We start from the raw sequence: 20,398 nt of genomic DNA on the forward strand, positions 1-20,398 counted from the left end.
GATGGCCTTCCATGAGAAAATCAGTCGTCGCGGTAGTAGGAAGACCTAATGTGGGGAAATCCACCATTTTCAATCGCTTAGTTGGAGAACGAATTTCCATAGTAGAGGACACTCCCGGTGTGACAAGAGACCGGATTTATTCAGAGGCGGAGTGGTTGACTACTGAGTTCAACCTGATTGACACCGGAGGAATTGAACTAGGGGATGAACCACTCCTCGTCCAAATGAGAGCTCAGGCCCAGGTTGCCATAGAAGAAGCTGATGTTATCATTTTTATGGTCAACGGGAGGGACGGGATTACAGGAGCCGATGAAGAAGTTGCAAAAATATTATTCAAATCCAATAAGCCGGTCGTATTGGCTGTAAACAAAATAGATAACCCCAAAATGCAGGAAGATATATATGAATTTTATGCGCTTGGTTTTGGTGAACCTTTTCCGATATCCGGCACGCATGGTTTAGGCCTCGGTGACTTACTCGATGAGGTAGTCAATCACTTCCCCGAACGTGAGCCGATGGTAGAGGATGATGATTTAATCCGTTTCAGTGTGATTGGACGCCCGAACGTAGGAAAATCATCGCTCGTAAACAGCCTGCTCGGCCAGGAACGTGTTATTGTCAGTGACATCGCGGGTACGACGCGAGATGCCATCGATTCCTCGTTTACGAAGGACGGACGAGATTATATTATTATTGATACAGCTGGCATGAGAAAAAGGGGCAAGATTTACGAAAATACCGAGAAATACAGTATCATGAGAGCGTTGAAAGCGATTGAACGCTCAGATGTCGTATTAGCTATGATTGATGCAGAAGCCGGTATTTTGGAACAAGATAAAAAAATTGCCGGATATGCGCACGAAGCAGGAAAAGGCGTCATCATTGTCGTAAATAAATGGGATACAGTGGATAAAGATGAACAGTCCATGAAAGAATTTGAAGACAAGGTCAAGCAGCAGTTTCAATACCTCGACTATGCACCGATTGTCTTCTTATCAGCGAAAACAAAGAAGCGCATCCATACGCTGCTTCCGAAGGTATTGCAGGCCAGTGAAAACCATACAAAACGGGTGCAAACGAACATCCTTAATGAAGTGGTCATGGATGCATTGGCTATTAAGCCTGCTCCTTCGATAAAAGGGCAGCGATTGAAAATATTTTATGTGACGCAAGTGTCAGTAAAACCGCCAAGCTTCGTTGTCTTCGTCAACGATTCACAGCTTATGCATTTTTCCTATGAACGATTTTTAGAGAATCGCATTCGTGAGGCGTTTGGATTTGAAGGAACACCAATCAAACTATTTGCCCGGAAACGTAATTAGATGAAAGCAGGGTGGTCTTATGGAGAAGATAGCTATTTTAGGTGCCGGAAGCTGGGGCACGGCGCTTGCAGTCGTATTAGCTGATAATGGACATGACGTTCGCTTGTGGACGCACCGACGTGAACATGCTGAGGAAATTAATCGAACCCGTACGAACGAAAAATATCTAGCCAAAGTCAAGCTGCCTCATGGCATTAACGCAAGTTCCGATTTGTCGGAATCGATGCAGGACGTTACCCATGTTGTCCTTGTCGTGCCTACTAAAGCTATGAGGGAAGTATGCCGGGATGTAGCAGGTGAACTGACAACACCTGTTACCATTACGCACGCGTCGAAAGGGATTGAACCAGAATCTTTCAAACGTGTTTCCCAGGTGATTTCAGAAGAAATTCCGAGACATTTATATGATGACATCGTTGTTTTATCAGGGCCCAGTCATGCTGAAGAAGTAAGCCGGCAGCAGCCGACAACTGTGACAGTTTCTTCCAATGATTTGGAAGTGGCCAAAATTGTACAGGGCTTATTTATTAATGATAAGTTTCGCGTTTATACATCTCCGGATTTAATTGGTGTAGAACTTGGAGGGTCACTAAAAAATATTATTGCGCTCGGTGCAGGCATATCTGATGGCTTAGGGTATGGAGACAATGCTAAAGCAGCACTCATTACTCGAGGGCTGGCTGAGATTGCGCGGTTAGGTACTTCGATGGGGGCTAATCCTTTAACATTTTCTGGATTGACCGGAATAGGCGATCTGATTGTCACGTGTACCAGCCCCCACAGTCGCAATTGGCGGGCAGGTAATATGCTCGGCAAAGGATATCCGCTCGATGATGTATTAGATCAAATGGGGATGGTTGTGGAAGGCGTACGAACCACTCAGGCGGCCTATCAACTCTCCGAAGAACAATCAGTGGAAATGCCGATTACAAAAGGGATTTATCAAATTCTTTTTGAAAATGCAGCGCCTAAAGATGTCGTGGATCAATTGATGACCCGCGGCAGGCGTCATGAGATGGAAGACCTTTCGAACATTTTAGGTGAACGATACAACGACTGACACACTTATTCCTCTGTGCATATACTATGTTGAATGAAATGCACGAGGAGGTTGAGTGTTAATGGATGGGTTTCAGAAGAATATGTTCGACAAAATTCAGAAAAAAGCTGATGTAAATCCAGACGACGTGTTTCAAGTGGCTGAGTCTGTCAAACATGCTGACTTTTCTGATGAAAAAACGGTAAGACAATTGGTAAAGCAGTTGTCGAAGATGGCGAATAAGCCAGTATCTAAAAAGAAAGAGGATAAAATCGTAGAGGCTATCGTGAATCAGGAAATGCCGCTGGATATGAACAGTCTCAATAATATATTTAAGTAATGAACGTGTAGGCACTTGAGGATGCATAATCAAGCTAACATGCATAGTATAACGGGCAGCACCTATTTTAATGTGAGCTGTTAACGGGATTATTTAGTCAACCGGGGATGCCGTGGCATTCCCGGTTATTCCATTTGGGGCAGTTTCGTTTTTCGTTGGGAGATGCCTATGGTATAATACCATTCGGATTAAGCAGTGGTCTGAAGGGAGCTGACGGGAATGTCTGAGTCAATGCTTAAAATGTACATATCATTTGCAGGAATTATTTTTATGTTCGTAGCCATCGGTTTAATTTGGCTGAGCCGCCATAAATTGAAAGGCATTATCGCTGGGATTGTCGGATTTTTAGCCTACGTATTCATGATATTATCAGGCATCATTATATTTTATATCGTATTCAGCGGACCGACAGCATAGGTGGGGAGGAAGCATCATGAAGCTAATGAAAATCGCATTGATGCCATTGCTATTAATGGCCCTTACAGGTTGTCTCTATCCGAATGATCAACTTGCCAAAAATAAAGTGCCCAATCAACAGCAGTTGGAAACTGTTCAAAATGCAGTCGAGCAATACCAGGAACAAACAAGCAATTATTTACCGATTAAAACAAAACCACAGGATACGCCGATTTTTCAAAAATATTTGCTTGATTTTAGTGCATTGAAACAACAAGGGTTGATTTCGGAAGCACCCGGTACTGCATTCGAGAACGGGGGACATTATCAATATGTCCTTATCAATGTGGAGGAGAATCCAACAGTGAAAGTGCTTGATTTGCGCACTTCAGAAACGATTCGCTCGATCAACACGAAGATAGATGTATATAAAAGGGAAAATGGCTACCCCCCTTTCGGTAAAGAGGTTGCATCGGGTATTTATGAACTGAAATATGAAAAATTAGGCTACGATAACCCGCTTACGGTGGAAAGTCCTTATTCACAGAAAAATTTGCCTGTTCTCATTAACGACCGTCAGGAATTAGTGATTGATTACCGGAAAGATATTTACCAGTTCATGGAAGGAAATGATCATACCTATGAAAAAGGTGATGACCTCAGATATTTACTGACCGATCATTCCCCATTCGTCCCGGGGTATAGCCCCCCTTATACGATTGAAGACGGGGAGCCGGTATTTAAACCGGACTTAGACGAGAACACCAATCGTTCCTGAACTGAAGCTGAGGCCATTGAAAGCGACGTGTTTTGACGGAGCGGTCATTTAAATACCTCTATAACACACAAAAAATTCCGAACGATTTGGCGAAACGTTCGGAATTTTTTGTGTGTTATTTACGTTTGTCCCAACCTTTTTTTCTGTTTTAGGAAGGTATTTCCACGAGCCTATGCGGCATCTGGCACGAAATACTTCTGCAGCTCGTACGCTGCTTACAGAAAGTTTTGCTCAATAATGGACCTTTTTTTAAACCGAACAACATAAGATTTCAGCAGAGCCATTTTTTATCTTTTTTTCCGCCCTGGTCATATTTTAGTTGGACAACGTCATAGAATGAAAATGTCAAAGCTTGTTTTGTATTGATAATCTTATAGCGGGAGGGGATCCTTTGGAAAAAGTAGATATCTTCAAGGATATTTCCAAACGGACAAATGGGGATATATATTTAGGCGTGGTGGGTGCGGTAAGAACCGGAAAATCTACTTTCATAAAGAAATTTATGGAACTTGTCGTATTACCCAACATCGAAGAAGAGTCCGAAAGGGAAAGAGCTTTAGACGAACTTCCTCAGAGTGCGGCTGGGAAAACGATCATGACAACTGAGCCGAAGTTCGTACCGAATCAAGCTGCTACAATCGCGTTTGATGAACATTTAGACTTGCGTGTTCGTCTTGTCGATTGTGTCGGTTACGCCGTGGATGGAGCCGTGGGCTACGAAGATGAAAACGGACCGAGAATGATACACACTCCCTGGTACGAAGAGGCTATTCCGTTTCAGGAAGCGGCGGAAATAGGGACGCGCAAAGTTATTCAGGACCATTCTACAATCGGCATTGTCGTAACCACTGATGGCACAATCGGCGAGATCAGCCGTGAAGATTATGTGTCAGCAGAAGAAAGAATCGTTGAGGAAATGAAAGAAGTGGGTAAACCTTTTATTATGGTCATCAACTCCGTGAAACCGCATCAACAGGATACGGAATTACTTCGTCAGCAATTGAGTGAAAAGTATGACATTCCAGTGCTTGCCCTATCCATTGAAAGTATGAGGGAGCATGACGTCCAAAGCGTTCTGCGCGAGGCACTGTTCGAGTTTCCGGTGTTAGAAGTAAATGTAAACCTGCCAAGCTGGGTTATGGTGCTTGACACAGATCACTGGCTGCGACTCAGTTTCCAATCGTCTATTGAAGACACGGTGCAGGATATTAAACGTCTCCGTGATGTTGACAGGGTAGTCGGACGATTTGAAGATTATGAATACATTACAGATGCTAATTTATCCGGCATGGACTTGGGTGAAGGTATTGCGGAAATCGATTTGCACGCTCCGGAACACCTGTATGATGTTGTATTAAAAGAAATCGTAGGAGAAGAGATCCGGGGGAAAGATCACTTGCTGCAGATCATGCAAGACTTCTCTCATGCTAAACGCGAGTATGATCAAGTGGCAGAAGCGCTTCATATGGTAAAACAGACAGGCTACGGGATAGCAGCACCAAAGCTTTCCGATATGGCATTAGATGAACCGGAAATCATCAGACAAGGTTCACGGTTTGGAGTTCGCTTGAAAGCTGTCGCCCCATCAATTCATATGGTTAAAGTGGATGTACATTCCGAATTTTCCCCAATTATCGGGACTGAAAAGCAAAGCGAAGAACTGGTGAGATATCTGATGCAGGACTTTGAAGAGGATCCATTATCAATTTGGAATTCGGATATATTTGGTCGTTCGTTGAGCTCAATTGTACGTGAAGGCATTCAAGCAAAACTTTCGTTAATGCCAGAAAATGCACGATATAAATTAAAAGAAACCCTCGAACGAATCATCAATGAAGGTTCGGGTGGATTGATTGCTATCATTTTATAACGGCTCTGTTGGGCCGTTTTTTATTTTTTGGCTGGATGCTGTGGTTGATTGATCATGAAAGCGCTATTCACATTATGGGTATCTGAAAGTCTTGAATGTGATCGTTTCTGTAAGGAAAACAGTCCTTGGGATCTTTCACATTTCCGCGGGCATGTGAAGGAGTGGTTGTATAGCCACCCCTTTCTATTTCTTACAGTAACAATATAAGAATGAGCGCGCAGCTGCTTCATCCGGGTGAAGAGATTAAATGATATATTAACACGGATCTATAGCGGATTCATAATTTTTTTCGGAATTTTTTCTTCGAATTAAAAGGGTTTCTAAGCTCTAATGTCGTATTTACGATATTAGAGTTATTTTTATGCTTGAACCCTGTCACATCAAGGGTTAACAGCTTGTTGCAAATGTTTTGCATGTAAGGTGATTTTCTAATGATATGATGGGGGAAATCACATATAAATCGCACCATCAAGCGATTTATATAGTATTTTCTATTGAATTTCGGTGTAAACTCGTTTAATATAAGGCTTGTCATCCATTCAAAAGGATGTCAGCCTTATGGTTATAAGCATTTTGGGTGGATAAGCTTATCCATTTCTTTAAGATGTGAACCCCTTGAGAGGAGGTGAATGTCATGAACAAGACAGATTTAATCAATGCAGTATCTGAAAAAGCTGATCTTTCTAAGAAAGATGCTACACAAGCTGTAGATTCCGTATTCGAATCTATCATGGATTCACTAAAAGACGGTGATAAAGTACAGCTGATCGGTTTCGGTAACTTTGAAGTACGCGAGCGTGCTGCACGTAAAGGCCGTAACCCGCAAACAGGTGAAGAAATTGAAATCGCTGCGAGCAAAGTTCCAGCTTTCAAACCTGGTAAAGCCCTAAAAGACGTGGTTAAATAAAAGCTACATAGGGCTGACGGAAAAAGGGTGCTGAGAAGCACCCTTTTTTTATGAAATGTGGAAACCTTCGGGTTGGGCACTAAGCAGTATGGTTATAATAGTACAAAGCGCGACTCTCTATCAGGCAATTTCATATAATTGACATGAAGCAGAGAGTAAGAGATAGTAGAAAAGAAACATAAGGAGGCAATAATATGACGACCTCAAATGATTTTTTTGTTATAAAAGCTTTAGAAGATGGCGTGAACGTCATCGGCTTGACGAGAGGAACCGATACGCGTTTTCATCATTCTGAAAAACTGGATAGAAACGAGGTTATGATCGCTCAATTCACGGAACATACCTCTGCCGTTAAAGTAAGGGGCAACGCCCATATTCAAACGAGTCACGGTGATATGATAAACAACGAAGAAGATTGAAGCTCAATCAGGCAAGTGAGGTTAGTTTACATAAAGCATTATGCATGGCGTGTATGATACAATGGGAATGGGACAGCCTCCATTCTTGAAAGGAGATAAGTGTTCGAGATGGGACAATCCATGGATATCCAACATTTAAAACAGTTAGTAGCTGAACAAGTCCGCCACCCATACTTAGCTAAGTTTATACCTGAACCCGTCATCGATGAAGATAAACTTGTTATTTTATCTTCCATAGTGGCCCATACGTCGTTCAGCCAGAGTAGAAAAGAACAATATATTGTGACCACCATGCTTGTCCAAATCGCACTTGATACCCACGATCTTGTGACCTTGTCTGATGATGACGATAATTCCGCCATGGTGAAAAAAAGACAGTTGACGGTATTAGCCGGTGATTATTATAGCGGGCTCTATTATTATCTCTTATCCACTTTAGAAGATATTCCCATGATTCATACGCTCGCTTCAGCCATTAAAGAAATCAACGAATTGAAAATGGAGATTTACTATCAGGATGTGCGTTCCTTCCAAGAATTTATGAGTTCATTAAAAAAAGTTGAATCTTTACTTATCCAACGTGTCGCAAGTTATGTCGAACGCACTTCCATCAACGATGTAGCAGGAGAGTGGCTGCTTACCAACAAGTTAGTGCGCGAAAAAGAAAGCTATCAAGAAGGTCGGTTTTCGCCTGTCATGGATATTTTAATGAGCAGTAAACAATCGATCATGGGTGAATCACAATTGCTTCCTTATGTGGATCAAACCATCCAGATGAACATACACCGCCTCGAGAAGGCAGTTTCTCAACTTCCGATTCACTTGAACTGGCTGAAATCCTACGTAGATACAACCATTAACTTAAAATACTATGATAACCATGTCGCGGAGGAAGGCTAACATGCAACCATCCAAAGAAGAACGCGTTCATCACGTATTTGAGCATATATATAAGCGCTATGACCGCATGAATTCCATTATTTCGTTTCAGCAGCACCGTTTTTGGCGGCGTGACGTTATGAAACGAATGAATGTCCAGCCCGGCGAATCAGCATTGGATGTTTGTTGTGGAACGGGTGATTGGACTTTTGCCTTAGCAGATAAAACAGGAGAACAAGGTAAAGTCATCGGCATTGACTTCAGTGATAACATGCTTTCTGTCGCTATTAACAAAAAGCTGGAGCGGAAAACGCCTCAGATAGAATTTGAACGGGGCAACGCAATGGCTCTCCCTTTTCCCTCTGATCACTTTGACTATGTTACGATTGGTTTCGGCCTGCGAAATGTCCCTGACTATACGCAAGTGTTACGAGAAATGAGACGTGTAGTTAAGCCTGGTGGAACTGTGACCTGTTTAGAAACGTCTCAACCCCATGTGCCAGGGTTTCGGCAGCTCTATTACTTTTATTTCAAACATATTATGCCTGTACTTGGCCGTTTGTTCGCTCGCAGTTACGATGAGTATAATTGGCTCCAGGAGTCAGCCAAGGACTTTCCAAATAAGGACGAACTGACAGCCATGTTCATCGAAGCAGGTCTTTCCGATATAAAGGTCAAGTCTTTCACGGGGGGAGTAGCTGCCATGCACATGGGTGTTAAGAAACCATAAACATAGGGTGACCTTCAATGAAGTTAGCGATGATTTATTCATTTTTAAAACAAGATCTTGCCAAAATTGAAGAAGCAATCAATCACACCATCCAAGCTGAACATCCTGTGTTGACCGAAGCTTCCACACAGCTTCTAGAAGCTGGAGGAAAGCGGATCAGACCCGTATTTGTTTTGCTAGCCGGGAAATGTGGTGATTATGAGCTGGATCGCATGAAAGCCGTAGCGGTTTCGCTTGAATTGATTCATACTGCTTCACTGGTTCATGATGATGTGATCGATGAAGCTGAACTGCGAAGGGGACAGCCGACGATCAAGTCAAAATGGGACAATCGCATCGCTATGTATACTGGCGATTATATGTTTGCGCGGTCACTGGAATCTCTTTCGGAACTTGATGACCCGAGAGCCCATCAAGTGCTATCCAAAACGATGGTGGAGCTGTGCCTCGGCGAAATTGAGCAGATTAAAGATAAATACAATACTGATCAGAATCTGCGTACATATTTAAGGCGTATCAAGCGGAAGACAGCTTTGTTGATTGCTGCTAGTTGCCGTTTGGGTGCAATCGCCGGCCGCGTCCCCAAACATCAGGAAAATGCACTTAACGATTACGGGTACTATGTTGGTATGTCCTATCAAATCATCGACGATGTTCTCGATTTTACAGCTTCTGAAGCTGAATTAGGCAAACCAGCTGGCAGTGATTTGCTGCAAGGAAATATTACATTGCCTGTTTTATATTCAATGCATGATCCGGGCTTCAAACAAAAAGTCAACGCATTATTTACGCCAGAAGCAGATGCAAATTCTGAACATCTTCAGGATATTTTACACATCATTCAGACAAATGGATCGATAGAGCAATCCTTAAAGTTAAGTGACCACTATTTAACGAAGGCCTATGAATCATTAGAAGCGCTGCCTGCTGGTCGAACGAAGCAAACTTTGAAAGGCATTGCGAAATACATCGGCAAGCGTAAGTCGTAAGCAATTGCCAGTTTCACTATTATCTGTTAAACTCTTTTATGGCACTTGATTAAAAGCGCTTACAACAATACATAAACGAGGTGTTTGTCATGGAAAGAACATTTATTATGGTTAAACCTGACGGCGTGCAACGTAATTTAATTGGAAATATTGTCACCCGTTTTGAAAACAAAGGATTCAAAATGGCCGGAGCTCAGCTTATGCATATCCCAGGAAGCCTGGCAGAAGAACATTATGGTGAGCATAAAGATAAGCCATTCTTCGGGGAGTTGGTGGAATTTATCACATCCGGTCCTGTTTTTGCTATGGTATGGGAAGGTGAGAATGTTATAGCGACTGCCCGTCAAATGATGGGGGCGACAAATCCACTGGAAGCTGCACCTGGCACTATTCGTGGTGATTATGGGCTGACCGTTGGCAAGAACGTCATTCACGGTTCTGATGCTCCTGAGAGCGCGGAACGGGAGATTAATTTGTTCTTCAATAAAGATCAAACGGTAGATTATACAAAAGACGACGCGAAATGGATTTTTTAATGGTAGCAAAGAGACTGGGACATAAGTAAAAGAGAAGTTTTAAAAAACGAACATTAAAAATGGATATGAATTCAATGATGTTCATGAGCGTAGTCAAAACACGTAGACTCCTATGGGAACAGCGCGAGCCGAAGATCCCGCAGGAAAGCGTTCTTTGCTTTCCGAGGAAGCTGAGGCCGTGCCCATGGAAAGCGAAGTGTTTTGACGGAGCGGTCATTAAACAGCTCTCTAAAATACAGAAATTCCGAACGAAATCGTTCGGAATTTTTGTATTTCATTTAGTTTTGTCCCAACCTCTTTTTTTGCTACTCATTATAGTGCCTGGGGAGTGTACTAACTTCCGTGCATTAACCCTTTACATCGTGATGCGCTTCCATTAATCTTTAATTACATTAGATAAAGGGGCACCAATGACGATGTGTAACGATTACGAAGGATTTATCAGGCAGATTAAAAAGCAGACAGGGATAGATTTATCCCATTACAAAGAAGCCCAAATGAAAAGAAGATTGACATCTTTACGGCAAAAAAGAGGTTTTGACAATTTTCACACGTATTTTCAGGCATTGAGTTGTGATAACGAATTGGTGTCGGAACTTCTGGATCGCATGACCATCAACGTCTCAGAATTCTATCGTAACATGAAACGGTGGGACGTATTAGAAACAAGCATACTACCAGAAATTTTAAAGCAGTCGAAGCGACCTAAAATTTGGAGCGCTGCCTGTTCGACAGGTGAAGAACCCTACACACTGGCTATGATTCTGAATCAGCACCTGCCCTTGAAAAATATCCAGATTACGGCAACTGATATTGACGAAAAAGCGCTAGAGAAAGCAAGACAGGGCGTTTATCATGAACGGGCGTTAAAAGGAGTGCCGAACAGTATCAGGCAGCGGTACTTCACGAAGGACAACAACGTTTACCATGTCAGTGAAGCCATAAAAAATGCAGTTCAGTTTAAGCGTCACAACCTTTTGTCAGATCGATTTGATTCAGATTTCCATTTGATTGTGTGCCGTAATGTGCTGATCTATTTTACGGAATCGGCAAAAAATGAGCTTTACACTAAATTTTACCGCGCCCTCAAATCAGAAGGGTTCCTATTCGTTGGCAGTACAGAACAGATATTTGCGCCCCAGACTCATGGATTTGATGTTTTTGACACATTCTTTTATCGAAAGACAGTTACATAATGAGAGGAATTCTGTAAGAAAACTTAAATTACTTGAACACAAACTGGAAAGCTTGTGATATAGTAGTACGTAAAATTTATCATTGGAGGTAAGTTCATGCGCTATTTAACCGCTGGGGAATCACATGGAAAACAATTAACAGCAATCGTCGAAGGTATGCCCTCACACCTTCCGTTGCGTGTTGACAATATAAATCAATCATTAATTAGACGGCAAGGCGGCTACGGACGCGGGAAACGAATGCAGATCGAGAAAGACCTCGTCAACATTACGAGTGGTGTCCGCCACGGCTATACGCTGGGCTCACCGATTACGCTCGTCATCGAAAACGATGATTTTAAGCATTGGCAGGACATTATGGGCGAAGAGCCGCTGCCGGAAAACGAAAAAATCCGCCGCACGGTTACGCGGCCGCGCCCGGGACATGCAGATTTGAACGGCGGTATCAAGTACGGGCACCGAGATATGCGTAATGTACTGGAACGTTCATCCGCCAGGGAAACGGCTGCAAGAGTAGCAGCAGGTTCAGTAGCTAAATCGCTCCTCCATGAACTCGGCATTGATGTTATTGGATATGTAAAAGAAATTGCAGGTATTCGAAGTGAAGAGAAGGATACGCTGTCGTTTCAAGAACGTGCAGAAATCTCAGAACAATCACCAGTTCGCACGCTAGATGAGGATGCAGGAAATGAGATGATGAGTGCAATAGACGCAGCTAAAAAAGAAGGAGATTCCATTGGTGGCGTTGTGGAAGTTTTCGTTGAAGGGATGCCGCCGGGTGTTGGTTCTTACGTACAGTACGACCGTAAGCTTGATTCTAGAATCGCTGGTAGTGTAGTCAGCATTAACGCCTTCAAAGGTGTAGAATTTGGCATCGGTTTTGAAGCAGCTCGCCGAAATGGCAGCGACGTGCATGATGAAATTGACTGGAGCGAAGACACGGGATATTTTCGGAAGACCAACCGTTTAGGTGGGTTTGAAGGTGGTATGACCACTGGGATGCCTATTGTTGTTAAAGGTGTTATGAAGCCGATCCCCACGTTGTATAAACCGCTGCAAAGTGTGGATATTGACAGTAAAGAACCGTTTCAGGCCAGCATTGAGCGTTCTGATTCGTGTGCAGTGCCCGCTGCTTCCGTTGTGATGGAACACGTTGTTGCATTTGAACTTGCTAAAGCGTTGACAGAACAATTTCCGGCTGATCATTTCCCCCGTATGAAAAAGATCGTGGATGACTACCGGGAAGAAGCAAGGGAATTTTAATATGCATACGCTGCGTGTTCAGGCGAGTTCCCACGATTATGATGTAATGGTTGGTAAAGGATTACGGCATGAAGCTGGTCGATTACTGAGCAGTTCCTATCGTCACGTTTTTATAATTTCGGACAGTAACGCATCAAAGCTTTACACTGATGAAGTGAAGGCTGCTTTTTCAGAAGATATAAAAGTCAACGATTTTGTCGTCCCGGCCGGTGAACAATCAAAAAGCATGGACATGTATGCGAAATTACAAGATTACTGCTTTCAAATCGGTTTAGACCGTCATTCTGTCATCATTGCTCTAGGAGGGGGGATGATAGGTGATTTGGCTGGTTTTGTAGCTGCTACCTATATGCGCGGCGTGGACTTTGTCCAAATGCCGACAACCATCCTTGCTCATGATAGTAGTGTCGGAGGCAAGGTGGCGATCAACCACCCGGAAAGCAAAAACATGATCGGCAGTTTTTACAACCCCGTGCAAGTCATTTATGATATTGACACGTTAAACACGCTGCCCGCTCAAGAAAAACGATCGGGTTATGCTGAAATAGTTAAACATGGTTGTTTGGATGATCCCGCTTTATTTCATGAACTATTGGCGTGTGATATTGCAAAAATTTCGCCGGAACAGATGGAAATTCATCTGTTAAAAGGCATTGAAATTAAAGCTAATATTGTCGAAAAGGATGAAAAAGAAGCGGGTATCAGAAAGTATTTGAATTTTGGCCATACGCTTGGCCATGCGGTGGAATCGCACTTGGGCTACGGTGAAATCACGCACGGGGAAGCTGTAGCGGCCGGCATGCTGTTTGCTATGTATATCAGTCAGTCCGTTCTTGAAGCAGATTTGCCCATTATGGCATTCAGAGATTGGTTAAGGAATAATGACTACCCGATTGACCGCGCATTTGAGATTAAAGCTGAAAAGCTATTGGAACGTATGAAGAAAGATAAGAAAGCCATTAACGAAAGCATTCATTTTGTATTGTTAAAACGTTTGGGTGAAGTCACGGTTGAACCCATCGCAGACAAGGATCTTGTGTCGTTTATCAATCGTTTTAAAAGAGAGGTGCTTGACCAGTGATCAGAGGCATACGAGGAGCAACTACAGTTGATCATAATGAAGCGGCTGAGATTATTGCTCGATCGCAAGCATTGATAGAAGACATCATTCACGATAACCACGTAGAGGCTGAGAATGTGGCATCCGTCATGTTCAGTGCTACGGTAGATATAGATGCGGCTTTTCCGGCCAAAGCTTTGCGACATGTACCCGGGTGGACTTATGTTCCCGTTATGTGTATGCAGGAGATCCCTGTCCCTGATAGCCTACCCTTATGTATCCGGGTCATGGTCACTGTGGAAACTGAACTTGATCAGCCGGAGGTACGTCATATTTACCACCATAATGCCAAGCAATTACGACCTGATTTGAATGCAGGAAGAGGAGGATCCTCATGAAAGCAAAAGAAGTTCTGACACGTATGGCACCTTATAAACCAGGCAAGCAAATAGAGGATGTGAAAAAAGAATATGGGCTGGAGCGAATAATAAAGTTAGCTTCGAATGAAAATCCATTCGGCTTCTCTTCTAGTGTGAAAACGGAACTTCCGAATTTGATCGCCGAGCTTGAAAAATATCCGGATGGCCACGCGAGAACATTGCGACAGAAATTAAGTCAAAAACATCGTGTTGACGAAAACACTCTCATTTTTGGGAATGGATCGGACGAAATCGTTCAAATTATTTGTCGTACATTTCTCGAACCTGGCGCAAACACGGTAATGGCAACACCGACGTTTCCGCAATATCAGCACAATGCCTTGATAGAGGGGGCAGAAGTTCGAGAAGTCCCGCTCGTGGAGGGGCACCATCATGTAAAGGAAATGTTGGAACAGATTGATGAGCACACCCGTGTGCTGTGGTTGTGTACCCCCAATAATCCTACCGGCGTCCATATGAACGACGAAACGCTTCGGTATGTCATGGAGCATTGCCCTGATCATGTACTCGTCGTAGTCGATGAAGCTTATTACGAATATATGACTGCCCAAGACTATTTTGATGTGATAGCTGAATTGCAACAGTATCCGAACCTTATGACGCTCCGAACATTTTCAAAAGCTTATGGGTTAGCAGGACTCCGAGTCGGCTATGGAATTGCTCATTCTGAGATTATCAACCGATTAGAGCCAGCAAGAGAGCCGTTTAATACATCCACGATTGGGCAAGCTGCAGCTTTGCTGGCGTTGGATGATGAGGCTTTCATTGATTGGACCACGACTGAAAACCAGAGGAACAAACAACGGTTGATGGAATTTTGTGATGAAGCGGGTCTGGGGTATTATCCCAGTGAAGCCAACTTCCTATTGATTCATCTCCCCCTCAGCGGAGATCACGTATTCGAACACTTGTTGAGTAAAGGCTTCATCGTCCGTTCCGGTGAAGCGTTAGGCCTTCCGAATACGATACGCGTCACCATAGGGGCTCGTGAAGATATGGAACAGCTTCAAACTGAAATGAAACTGTATTTAAATAAGCAAGAAACTGGTGAGACGTCTTGAAAGATACCGTGTTAGTCATTGGACTCGGTTTGATTGGCGGGTCCCTTGCCCTCAGTTTAAAGCAGCGCAGTGATATAAAAGTCATTGGCTATGATCACGATTCAAACAGCGCTCAATTGGCTCTGCAACAGGGCGGGGTCGATGAAATATGCTTTGATATAACAACGTGTATCCATCAAGTGGATACAGTTATCCTGGCAACGCCGATTTCAACCACCATTGCATATATGAAGAAAATTGATGAGATTCCGCTCGACCACGATTTGCTCATTACAGATGTCTCCTCCGTGAAAGGCAATGTAATGAAAGCAGGCGAGCGCATCCAGAACCCTCGCTTGCATTTTGTGGGGGGACACCCGATGGCGGGGTCCCATAAGCAGGGTTTTATTGCTGCTAAACCCCATCTGTTCGAAAATGCCATTTATGTCTTAACGCCCTCATTAAAGGTGGATCATGCATATATTGAACAGTTGAAAACGCTGCTGGAACCGACAAAAGCACGCTTTCTTGTTTTCACCACTGAAGAGCATGACGAAATGACAGGTGTCGTGTCTCACTTTCCGCATTTAATCGCTTCGTCTCTTGTTCATCAGGCAAGGGTTTGGCAGAAGACCCATCCTTACCTGGAAGAATTAGCGGCTGGGGGGTTTCGTGATATTACCCGCATCGCTTCAAGTAACCCGCAGCTTTGGAAAGATATCTTTTTCCAAAACCGGCCGCAACTTTTGTCGATGTTAAGCGATTGGATTAAAGAGATGGAACACGTCAAACAGTTATTGGAAGAACAAAATAGTGAAGCGACATACGCGTATTTACAAGAAGCTAAATTGTACCGGGATGGTCTCCCTGTCCGCCGTAAAGGGGCGATTCCTTCATTTTACGATATTTATGTTGATATCACCGATCAACCCGGCGCGTTATTAACGGTGATCGGTCACCTGGCTGACTATGATATCAGCATTAAAAATATTCAAATTTTGGAGATAAGGGAAGGGATCACCGGTGTCCTGCGCATCAGTTTTCAAACGAGTGGGGAACAGAAGAAGAGCAAACGCATTTTGGAAAGTTTCCGATACGAAGTAGGTATAGAGGATTGAGGAGGAGTCGTTATGAGCGTTATTGAGTTACACCCGCATAAGGGTCACCTAAAAGGGGAGTTAACCTTGCCTGGTGATAAATCGATCTCGCATCGTGCCGCCATTCTATCGTCTCTGGCAACAGGGAGATCTGTCATAGATAATTTCCTAATGGGAGAAGATTGTCTAAGAACGGTTAAAGCTTTCGAGATGATGGGGGTAATGGTCGTTATGGATGAGAGGAGAGTGGTGCTTGACAGTCCAGGTTTACATCATCTATACGAATCAGAGCAACCGATTTACTTTGGGAACTCGGGTACCACTGCTCGTTTAATGACGGGTGTACTTTCTGCATTGCCTCTTTTTTCAACGGTATACGGTGATGCATCATTAACGAAACGCCCCATGGATCGAGTGGTTCAACCGCTTAGTAGAATGGGGGCCGAGATCTCAGGACGAGCGGGTGGATCGTTATTACCTCTGGCTATTCAAGGCGGCCAGCTTAAGGGCATGGTCTATGATATGCCTGTTAAAAGCGCACAAGTTAAAACGGCGCTTCTGTTAGCTGGAATGTTGGGAGATGGAGAAACGACAATCATTGAAAAAACCCAAACACGTGATCACACTGAACGGCTCCTCCCCCGCTATCAAATTGACATTGAAGCCGTTGAAGGGCAGATTTCCATTCAAGGTGGTCAAGTCCCTAAACCGGCTGATATAACTGTACCTGGCGATATTTCATCTGCCGCTTTCTTTCTGGTGGCAGCTTCAATCATACCGGACAGCCGTATCGTTATCAGAGACTGCGGTTTGAATCCGACTCGAACAGGCATTATCCAGGCGCTGGAGGTGATGGGAGCGTCACTGCAAACAGACGTAAAGCGGACCATTGCAGGTGAACCGATCGGCGACATCATTGTCGAGTCTGCTTCTTTGCAAGGTGCTACGATTGAAGGCGATCTCATAGCTAATTTAATTGATGAAGTCCCGATTATCGCTCTTGCTGCTACCCAGGCACATGGTACGACAGTCATAAAAGATGCAAAGGAATTAAGGGTGAAAGAAACAGATAGAATTGAAGCAGTTGCACATAATCTCCAACAATTGGGTGCGCATGTAAAACCATTAGAAGATGGACTGGAAATTACAGGCCCTACTCCGTTAACGGGTGGTCATATCCATAGCTACCACGATCATCGAATTGGCATGATGGGCGCCATAGCTTCGCTTATTTGCAGCCATCCTGTCACCCTCACCGATTTTGAGAGCATCAACACCTCTTATCCTGGCTTTTTTGATGTAATAAATTCGTTGATGCAGCACTGATATTTCATAATTTATGATGAGCTTTCATAGTATATAGAAAACCAAACGGGGGTTTTCATACGTGGAAGCTTATTCTTTTAGGCAGTATATATACGATGACTGTAAGTTTGATTTAAAAGATGTAATTGTGAGTGAGGAATGTTTCCAACGAACAGGTTTTGGCAAATACGTTTTCAATGTTAATATGGATGGTTTCCTCGTTGCCCCCGGGAAAGTTATGTTGGATGTCAAACGCCCTTTGTTTGCATCAAGCTCTCGTGTCAAGGATGCTGAAGACTATATGGCAAGAGGCTGTACCTTGTTGTTAGTTCAGTGGCCGATGACAGCTTCTGGCAGTTTCAGAAAGACGTTCCACACATTTAAGCAATCCCTTCGTCATCTTCCGGTCGATCATATGATCGTGCCGAAGGTCCCAATTCAACTGCTCACATCCGACATGGTTCGATTTTTGGGGAGACAAGCCTGTCCGTTTATCATGATTGAGGTTGAAGAGGAGCACTTTCTCCATGCGAAAGCTTGGGAATGGTTGGAGGAAGGTCAAAGTTTCAGGAGAATTCCTTTCACGGTTTCGTCTCCAGCACTATGGTCAAAATGGCAGGAGATGTGTCAATATTATGGTATGATACACTTGGTTGATCCAATCGAAGATGAACTCACCCTTGAAAATTTAAAAGTGAGCGGCATTTATCCCTATAAAGGCAGGTTAATCCCCAACGGTTACGCCGATTATAACCTTTATTGGCTCGGTGAAGGCTCTCCGATTGATGGTGAGATCAATTTTCGTTATCATGATGCTGTTCCGAATGTTACCGTCATGAGGGGGAAAATTACCCAGGTGAATCAATCGGTGCTGGCTTCTGATCCTGGGAAATCAATGAACGTTGCCATCCCCAAACATTTTGTTTAACCGTGAAAGGATGTAAGTATGGAAGAGATACAAAAAGCTGTAAGTTTGATGGAGGAAAATAACACCCAACAAGCTCTAGAAACCTTGCAGACTTATTTGCCTGAGGCAGATGAAGAAGAAAAGTTTACCATCGCAGAGTTATACATTCAGTGGGGGATGTTGGAAGAAGCGAAGATGATCCTGCTTGAACTTACTCAACGCTATCCACAAGAAGCAGAAATCAAAGTCATGCTTGCAGACATCCACATTGATCTGGAAGAAGACGAAGAAGCCATTAACCTTCTTAATCAATTTAATCCGGAAGATGAAGAATATGTCCAGTCGCTCATGCAGCTCGCCGATTTATATCAATCCCAAGGCTTATATGAAGTAGCTGAACAAAAGCTGTTATTGGCCAAGCAGGTAGAACCGAATGAGGCAATTATCGATTTCGCACTTGGGGAACTTGCCTTTTCCAATGGCGAATACAATAAAAGTATCCCGTTTTACGAGAATGCCATGGAGCACCAGCCGGTCATTGCAGAAGTTGAGGTTGCTTCGCGCATGGCTGAAGCCTACGCCGCTACTGGCGAGTTCGAACTTGCACTGGAAATGTTCAGCCGGGTAGAGGAAGAACATCCTGATATCCAATTCCGGCACGGGGTCGTTGCGTTCCAAGCCAATCGTAATGATATTGCCATTAAAGTGTGGGAGAACGTCTTGAACAAAGATCCTTATTATGTTTCCGTCTACCCTCAACTGGCTCACGCTTATGAGGAAAACGGTATGCTCCAGGAAGCATTTGATATGGCGAAAAAAGGGCTAGATAAAGATGAATATAATAAAGAACTTTATCATCTTGCGGGTAGTCTAGCTCATAAACTGGAGGAAACAGAGCAAAGCTATCGGTATATGCGAGAGGCAATTGCTCTTGATCCAGGTTATAAAGAAGCCATTCTGTTTTTAACCGAACGTTTTAAAGCCGAAGATGATTATGAGTCTGTTTCCGAATTAATCGAGGAATTGCTGAAGCTAGGAGAAGAAGATCCTAATTACTTCTGGGAATTGGCCCATGCCAAAGAAAAGCAAGAGATGTATGGTGAAGCACTGGAATATTATAATCAAGCTTATATTTCCTTTAAAGAAGACAGTGATTTTCTTAAAGAATTCGGTTATTTCTTGGTTGAAGAAGGACACATGGCGCAAGCGAAAAAAATGCTGCAAGAATATCTTGTCATTGAGCCATCCGATCATGAAGTTGAGGAGTTTGTCAGTCGTTTAACCGATGATGGAACTGAGTAAACGGTGCGGGAGGAGCGAATATGCATACACCGATTTCAGTCAACGATAAAAAGGAATTTGTCCGTTGGTTTTTGAATCATTTCCAGTTAAAGAAAAGAGAAAGTGTATGGATTTTGAATTATCTTATCAACCATGAAACATTGCTTTCTCATGTCCACTTTGTGGATGAAGTGAAATTCTGTCCGCGTGGATTGGCCATTAGTGCCCAGGGTGTTCAAGACCCGCCATTCCGTTTTTATAAAGATAGGATTATGACGACCGATGCTGAAAAATCGTTTCATGATATTCGTTTGAACCAAGATGAAGCCATTTATCTTCAGATGAACTTTAAGAAAGCCCAGCAATGTTCCCGCTATGCGCTTGTCTTAGAGGAGAACCCCTTTTTGCCTAAGGATTATTATGTCGATGACAATGATCGCCGTATGGTGCATCGGTTGTTGGACCTCAGCATTCTTGAGCATCAGAAGAAACGGTATGAGTCAGAAATCGACCGTGCTCTGGAAAATGGGGAGAAGGAACGCTTTTACGAACTGACGAGCGAATGGAAACACATCGTCAAAAAACTTGAAGATTACTAATAAGC

At 43.4% G+C, this 20,398-nt stretch carries 22 protein-coding genes; all 22 read left to right on the top strand.

Annotation, left to right across the window (positions count from 1 at the left end; genetic code table 11):
- The first annotated feature begins 11 nt into the window (after nt 1–11).
- The 22 genes from der (at nt 12) to HOP45_RS07030 (ending at nt 20,393) form a co-directional block, all read left to right on the top strand.
- Complete coding sequence (der, locus tag HOP45_RS06925; protein WP_181348214.1) at nt 12–1,322, top strand: ribosome biogenesis GTPase Der; 1,311 nt, start codon at nt 12–14, stop codon at nt 1,320–1,322.
- Between the two features lie 19 nt (nt 1,323–1,341).
- Nucleotides 1,342–2,382: an NAD(P)H-dependent glycerol-3-phosphate dehydrogenase gene (locus tag HOP45_RS06930; RefSeq protein WP_181348215.1), complete on the top strand. Its 1,041-nt coding sequence runs from the start codon at nt 1,342–1,344 to the stop codon at nt 2,380–2,382.
- A gap of 61 nt (nt 2,383–2,443) precedes the next feature.
- The gene (locus tag HOP45_RS06935) at nt 2,444–2,701 is read left to right on the top strand and encodes a stage VI sporulation protein F (RefSeq protein ID WP_181348216.1); all 258 of its coding nucleotides are present in this window, start codon (nt 2,444–2,446) and stop codon (nt 2,699–2,701) included.
- Nucleotides 2,702–2,920: 219 nt separating this feature from the next.
- The gene (locus HOP45_RS06940) at nt 2,921–3,118 is read left to right on the top strand and encodes a DUF2768 domain-containing protein (RefSeq protein ID WP_181348217.1); all 198 of its coding nucleotides are present in this window, start codon (nt 2,921–2,923) and stop codon (nt 3,116–3,118) included.
- A 16-nt stretch (nt 3,119–3,134) separates the two neighbouring features.
- On the top strand, nt 3,135–3,875 hold the full coding sequence (locus HOP45_RS06945; protein ID WP_181348218.1) for a hypothetical protein: 741 nt from the start codon (nt 3,135–3,137) through the stop codon (nt 3,873–3,875).
- Between the two features lie 391 nt (nt 3,876–4,266).
- Nucleotides 4,267–5,745, top strand: coding sequence for a stage IV sporulation protein A (gene spoIVA, locus HOP45_RS06950; protein WP_181348219.1), 1,479 nt, complete (start codon nt 4,267–4,269; stop codon nt 5,743–5,745).
- 634 nt (nt 5,746–6,379) lie between these two features.
- Nucleotides 6,380–6,652 (top strand): HU family DNA-binding protein, encoded by a 273-nt coding sequence (locus HOP45_RS06955; RefSeq protein WP_181348220.1) that lies wholly within the window; start codon nt 6,380–6,382, stop codon nt 6,650–6,652.
- 194 nt (nt 6,653–6,846) lie between these two features.
- A complete protein-coding gene (mtrB, locus tag HOP45_RS06960; protein WP_181348222.1) occupies nt 6,847–7,071 on the top strand; it encodes a trp RNA-binding attenuation protein MtrB in 225 nt (74 codons plus the stop codon).
- Between the two features lie 108 nt (nt 7,072–7,179).
- Nucleotides 7,180–7,971, top strand: a complete 792-nt coding sequence (locus HOP45_RS06965) for a heptaprenyl diphosphate synthase component 1 (protein WP_181348224.1) — start codon at nt 7,180–7,182, stop codon at nt 7,969–7,971.
- Nucleotide 7,972: 1 nt separating this feature from the next.
- Nucleotides 7,973–8,680 carry a demethylmenaquinone methyltransferase gene (locus HOP45_RS06970; protein ID WP_181348226.1) on the top strand — a complete coding sequence of 236 codons (708 nt, stop codon included), beginning with the start codon at nt 7,973–7,975 and terminating at the stop codon, nt 8,678–8,680.
- Between the two features lie 17 nt (nt 8,681–8,697).
- Complete coding sequence (gene hepT, locus HOP45_RS06975) at nt 8,698–9,669, top strand: heptaprenyl diphosphate synthase component II (RefSeq protein ID WP_181348228.1); 972 nt, start codon at nt 8,698–8,700, stop codon at nt 9,667–9,669.
- A gap of 89 nt (nt 9,670–9,758) precedes the next feature.
- Nucleotides 9,759–10,205, top strand: coding sequence for a nucleoside-diphosphate kinase (ndk, locus tag HOP45_RS06980; RefSeq protein ID WP_181348230.1), 447 nt, complete (start codon nt 9,759–9,761; stop codon nt 10,203–10,205).
- A gap of 416 nt (nt 10,206–10,621) precedes the next feature.
- Nucleotides 10,622–11,401: a CheR family methyltransferase gene (locus tag HOP45_RS06985; RefSeq protein ID WP_181348231.1), complete on the top strand. Its 780-nt coding sequence runs from the start codon at nt 10,622–10,624 to the stop codon at nt 11,399–11,401.
- Between the two features lie 96 nt (nt 11,402–11,497).
- Nucleotides 11,498–12,664: a chorismate synthase gene (gene aroC / locus HOP45_RS06990; RefSeq protein ID WP_181348233.1), complete on the top strand. Its 1,167-nt coding sequence runs from the start codon at nt 11,498–11,500 to the stop codon at nt 12,662–12,664.
- A gap of 1 nt (nt 12,665) precedes the next feature.
- Nucleotides 12,666–13,745 carry a 3-dehydroquinate synthase gene (gene aroB, locus HOP45_RS06995; protein WP_181348235.1) on the top strand — a complete coding sequence of 360 codons (1,080 nt, stop codon included), beginning with the start codon at nt 12,666–12,668 and terminating at the stop codon, nt 13,743–13,745.
- Nucleotides 13,742–14,122: a chorismate mutase gene (gene aroH, locus HOP45_RS07000; RefSeq protein WP_181348236.1), complete on the top strand. Its 381-nt coding sequence runs from the start codon at nt 13,742–13,744 to the stop codon at nt 14,120–14,122. Before aroB ends, aroH begins: the two co-directional genes overlap by 4 nt.
- Nucleotides 14,119–15,225: a histidinol-phosphate transaminase gene (hisC, locus tag HOP45_RS07005; protein ID WP_181348238.1), complete on the top strand. Its 1,107-nt coding sequence runs from the start codon at nt 14,119–14,121 to the stop codon at nt 15,223–15,225. The genes aroH and hisC overlap by 4 nt, the downstream gene beginning before the upstream one ends.
- Nucleotides 15,222–16,322: a prephenate dehydrogenase gene (locus HOP45_RS07010; protein ID WP_181348240.1), complete on the top strand. Its 1,101-nt coding sequence runs from the start codon at nt 15,222–15,224 to the stop codon at nt 16,320–16,322. Before hisC ends, HOP45_RS07010 begins: the two co-directional genes overlap by 4 nt.
- 12 nt (nt 16,323–16,334) lie before the next feature.
- Nucleotides 16,335–17,627, top strand: a complete 1,293-nt coding sequence (gene aroA / locus HOP45_RS07015) for a 3-phosphoshikimate 1-carboxyvinyltransferase (RefSeq protein ID WP_181348241.1) — start codon at nt 16,335–16,337, stop codon at nt 17,625–17,627.
- A gap of 61 nt (nt 17,628–17,688) precedes the next feature.
- Nucleotides 17,689–18,534 carry a hypothetical protein gene (locus HOP45_RS07020; protein WP_181348244.1) on the top strand — a complete coding sequence of 282 codons (846 nt, stop codon included), beginning with the start codon at nt 17,689–17,691 and terminating at the stop codon, nt 18,532–18,534.
- An 18-nt stretch (nt 18,535–18,552) separates the two neighbouring features.
- Complete coding sequence (locus HOP45_RS07025; protein ID WP_181348246.1) at nt 18,553–19,815, top strand: tetratricopeptide repeat protein; 1,263 nt, start codon at nt 18,553–18,555, stop codon at nt 19,813–19,815.
- 20 nt (nt 19,816–19,835) lie between these two features.
- Nucleotides 19,836–20,393, top strand: a complete 558-nt coding sequence (locus HOP45_RS07030) for a ReoY family proteolytic degradation factor (RefSeq protein WP_181348250.1) — start codon at nt 19,836–19,838, stop codon at nt 20,391–20,393.
- The last annotated feature ends 5 nt before the right edge of the window (nt 20,394–20,398 follow it).

The organism is Thalassobacillus sp. CUG 92003 (genome assembly GCF_013618635.1).
Classification (GTDB): Bacteria; Bacillota; Bacilli; order Bacillales; family Halobacillaceae; genus CUG-92003.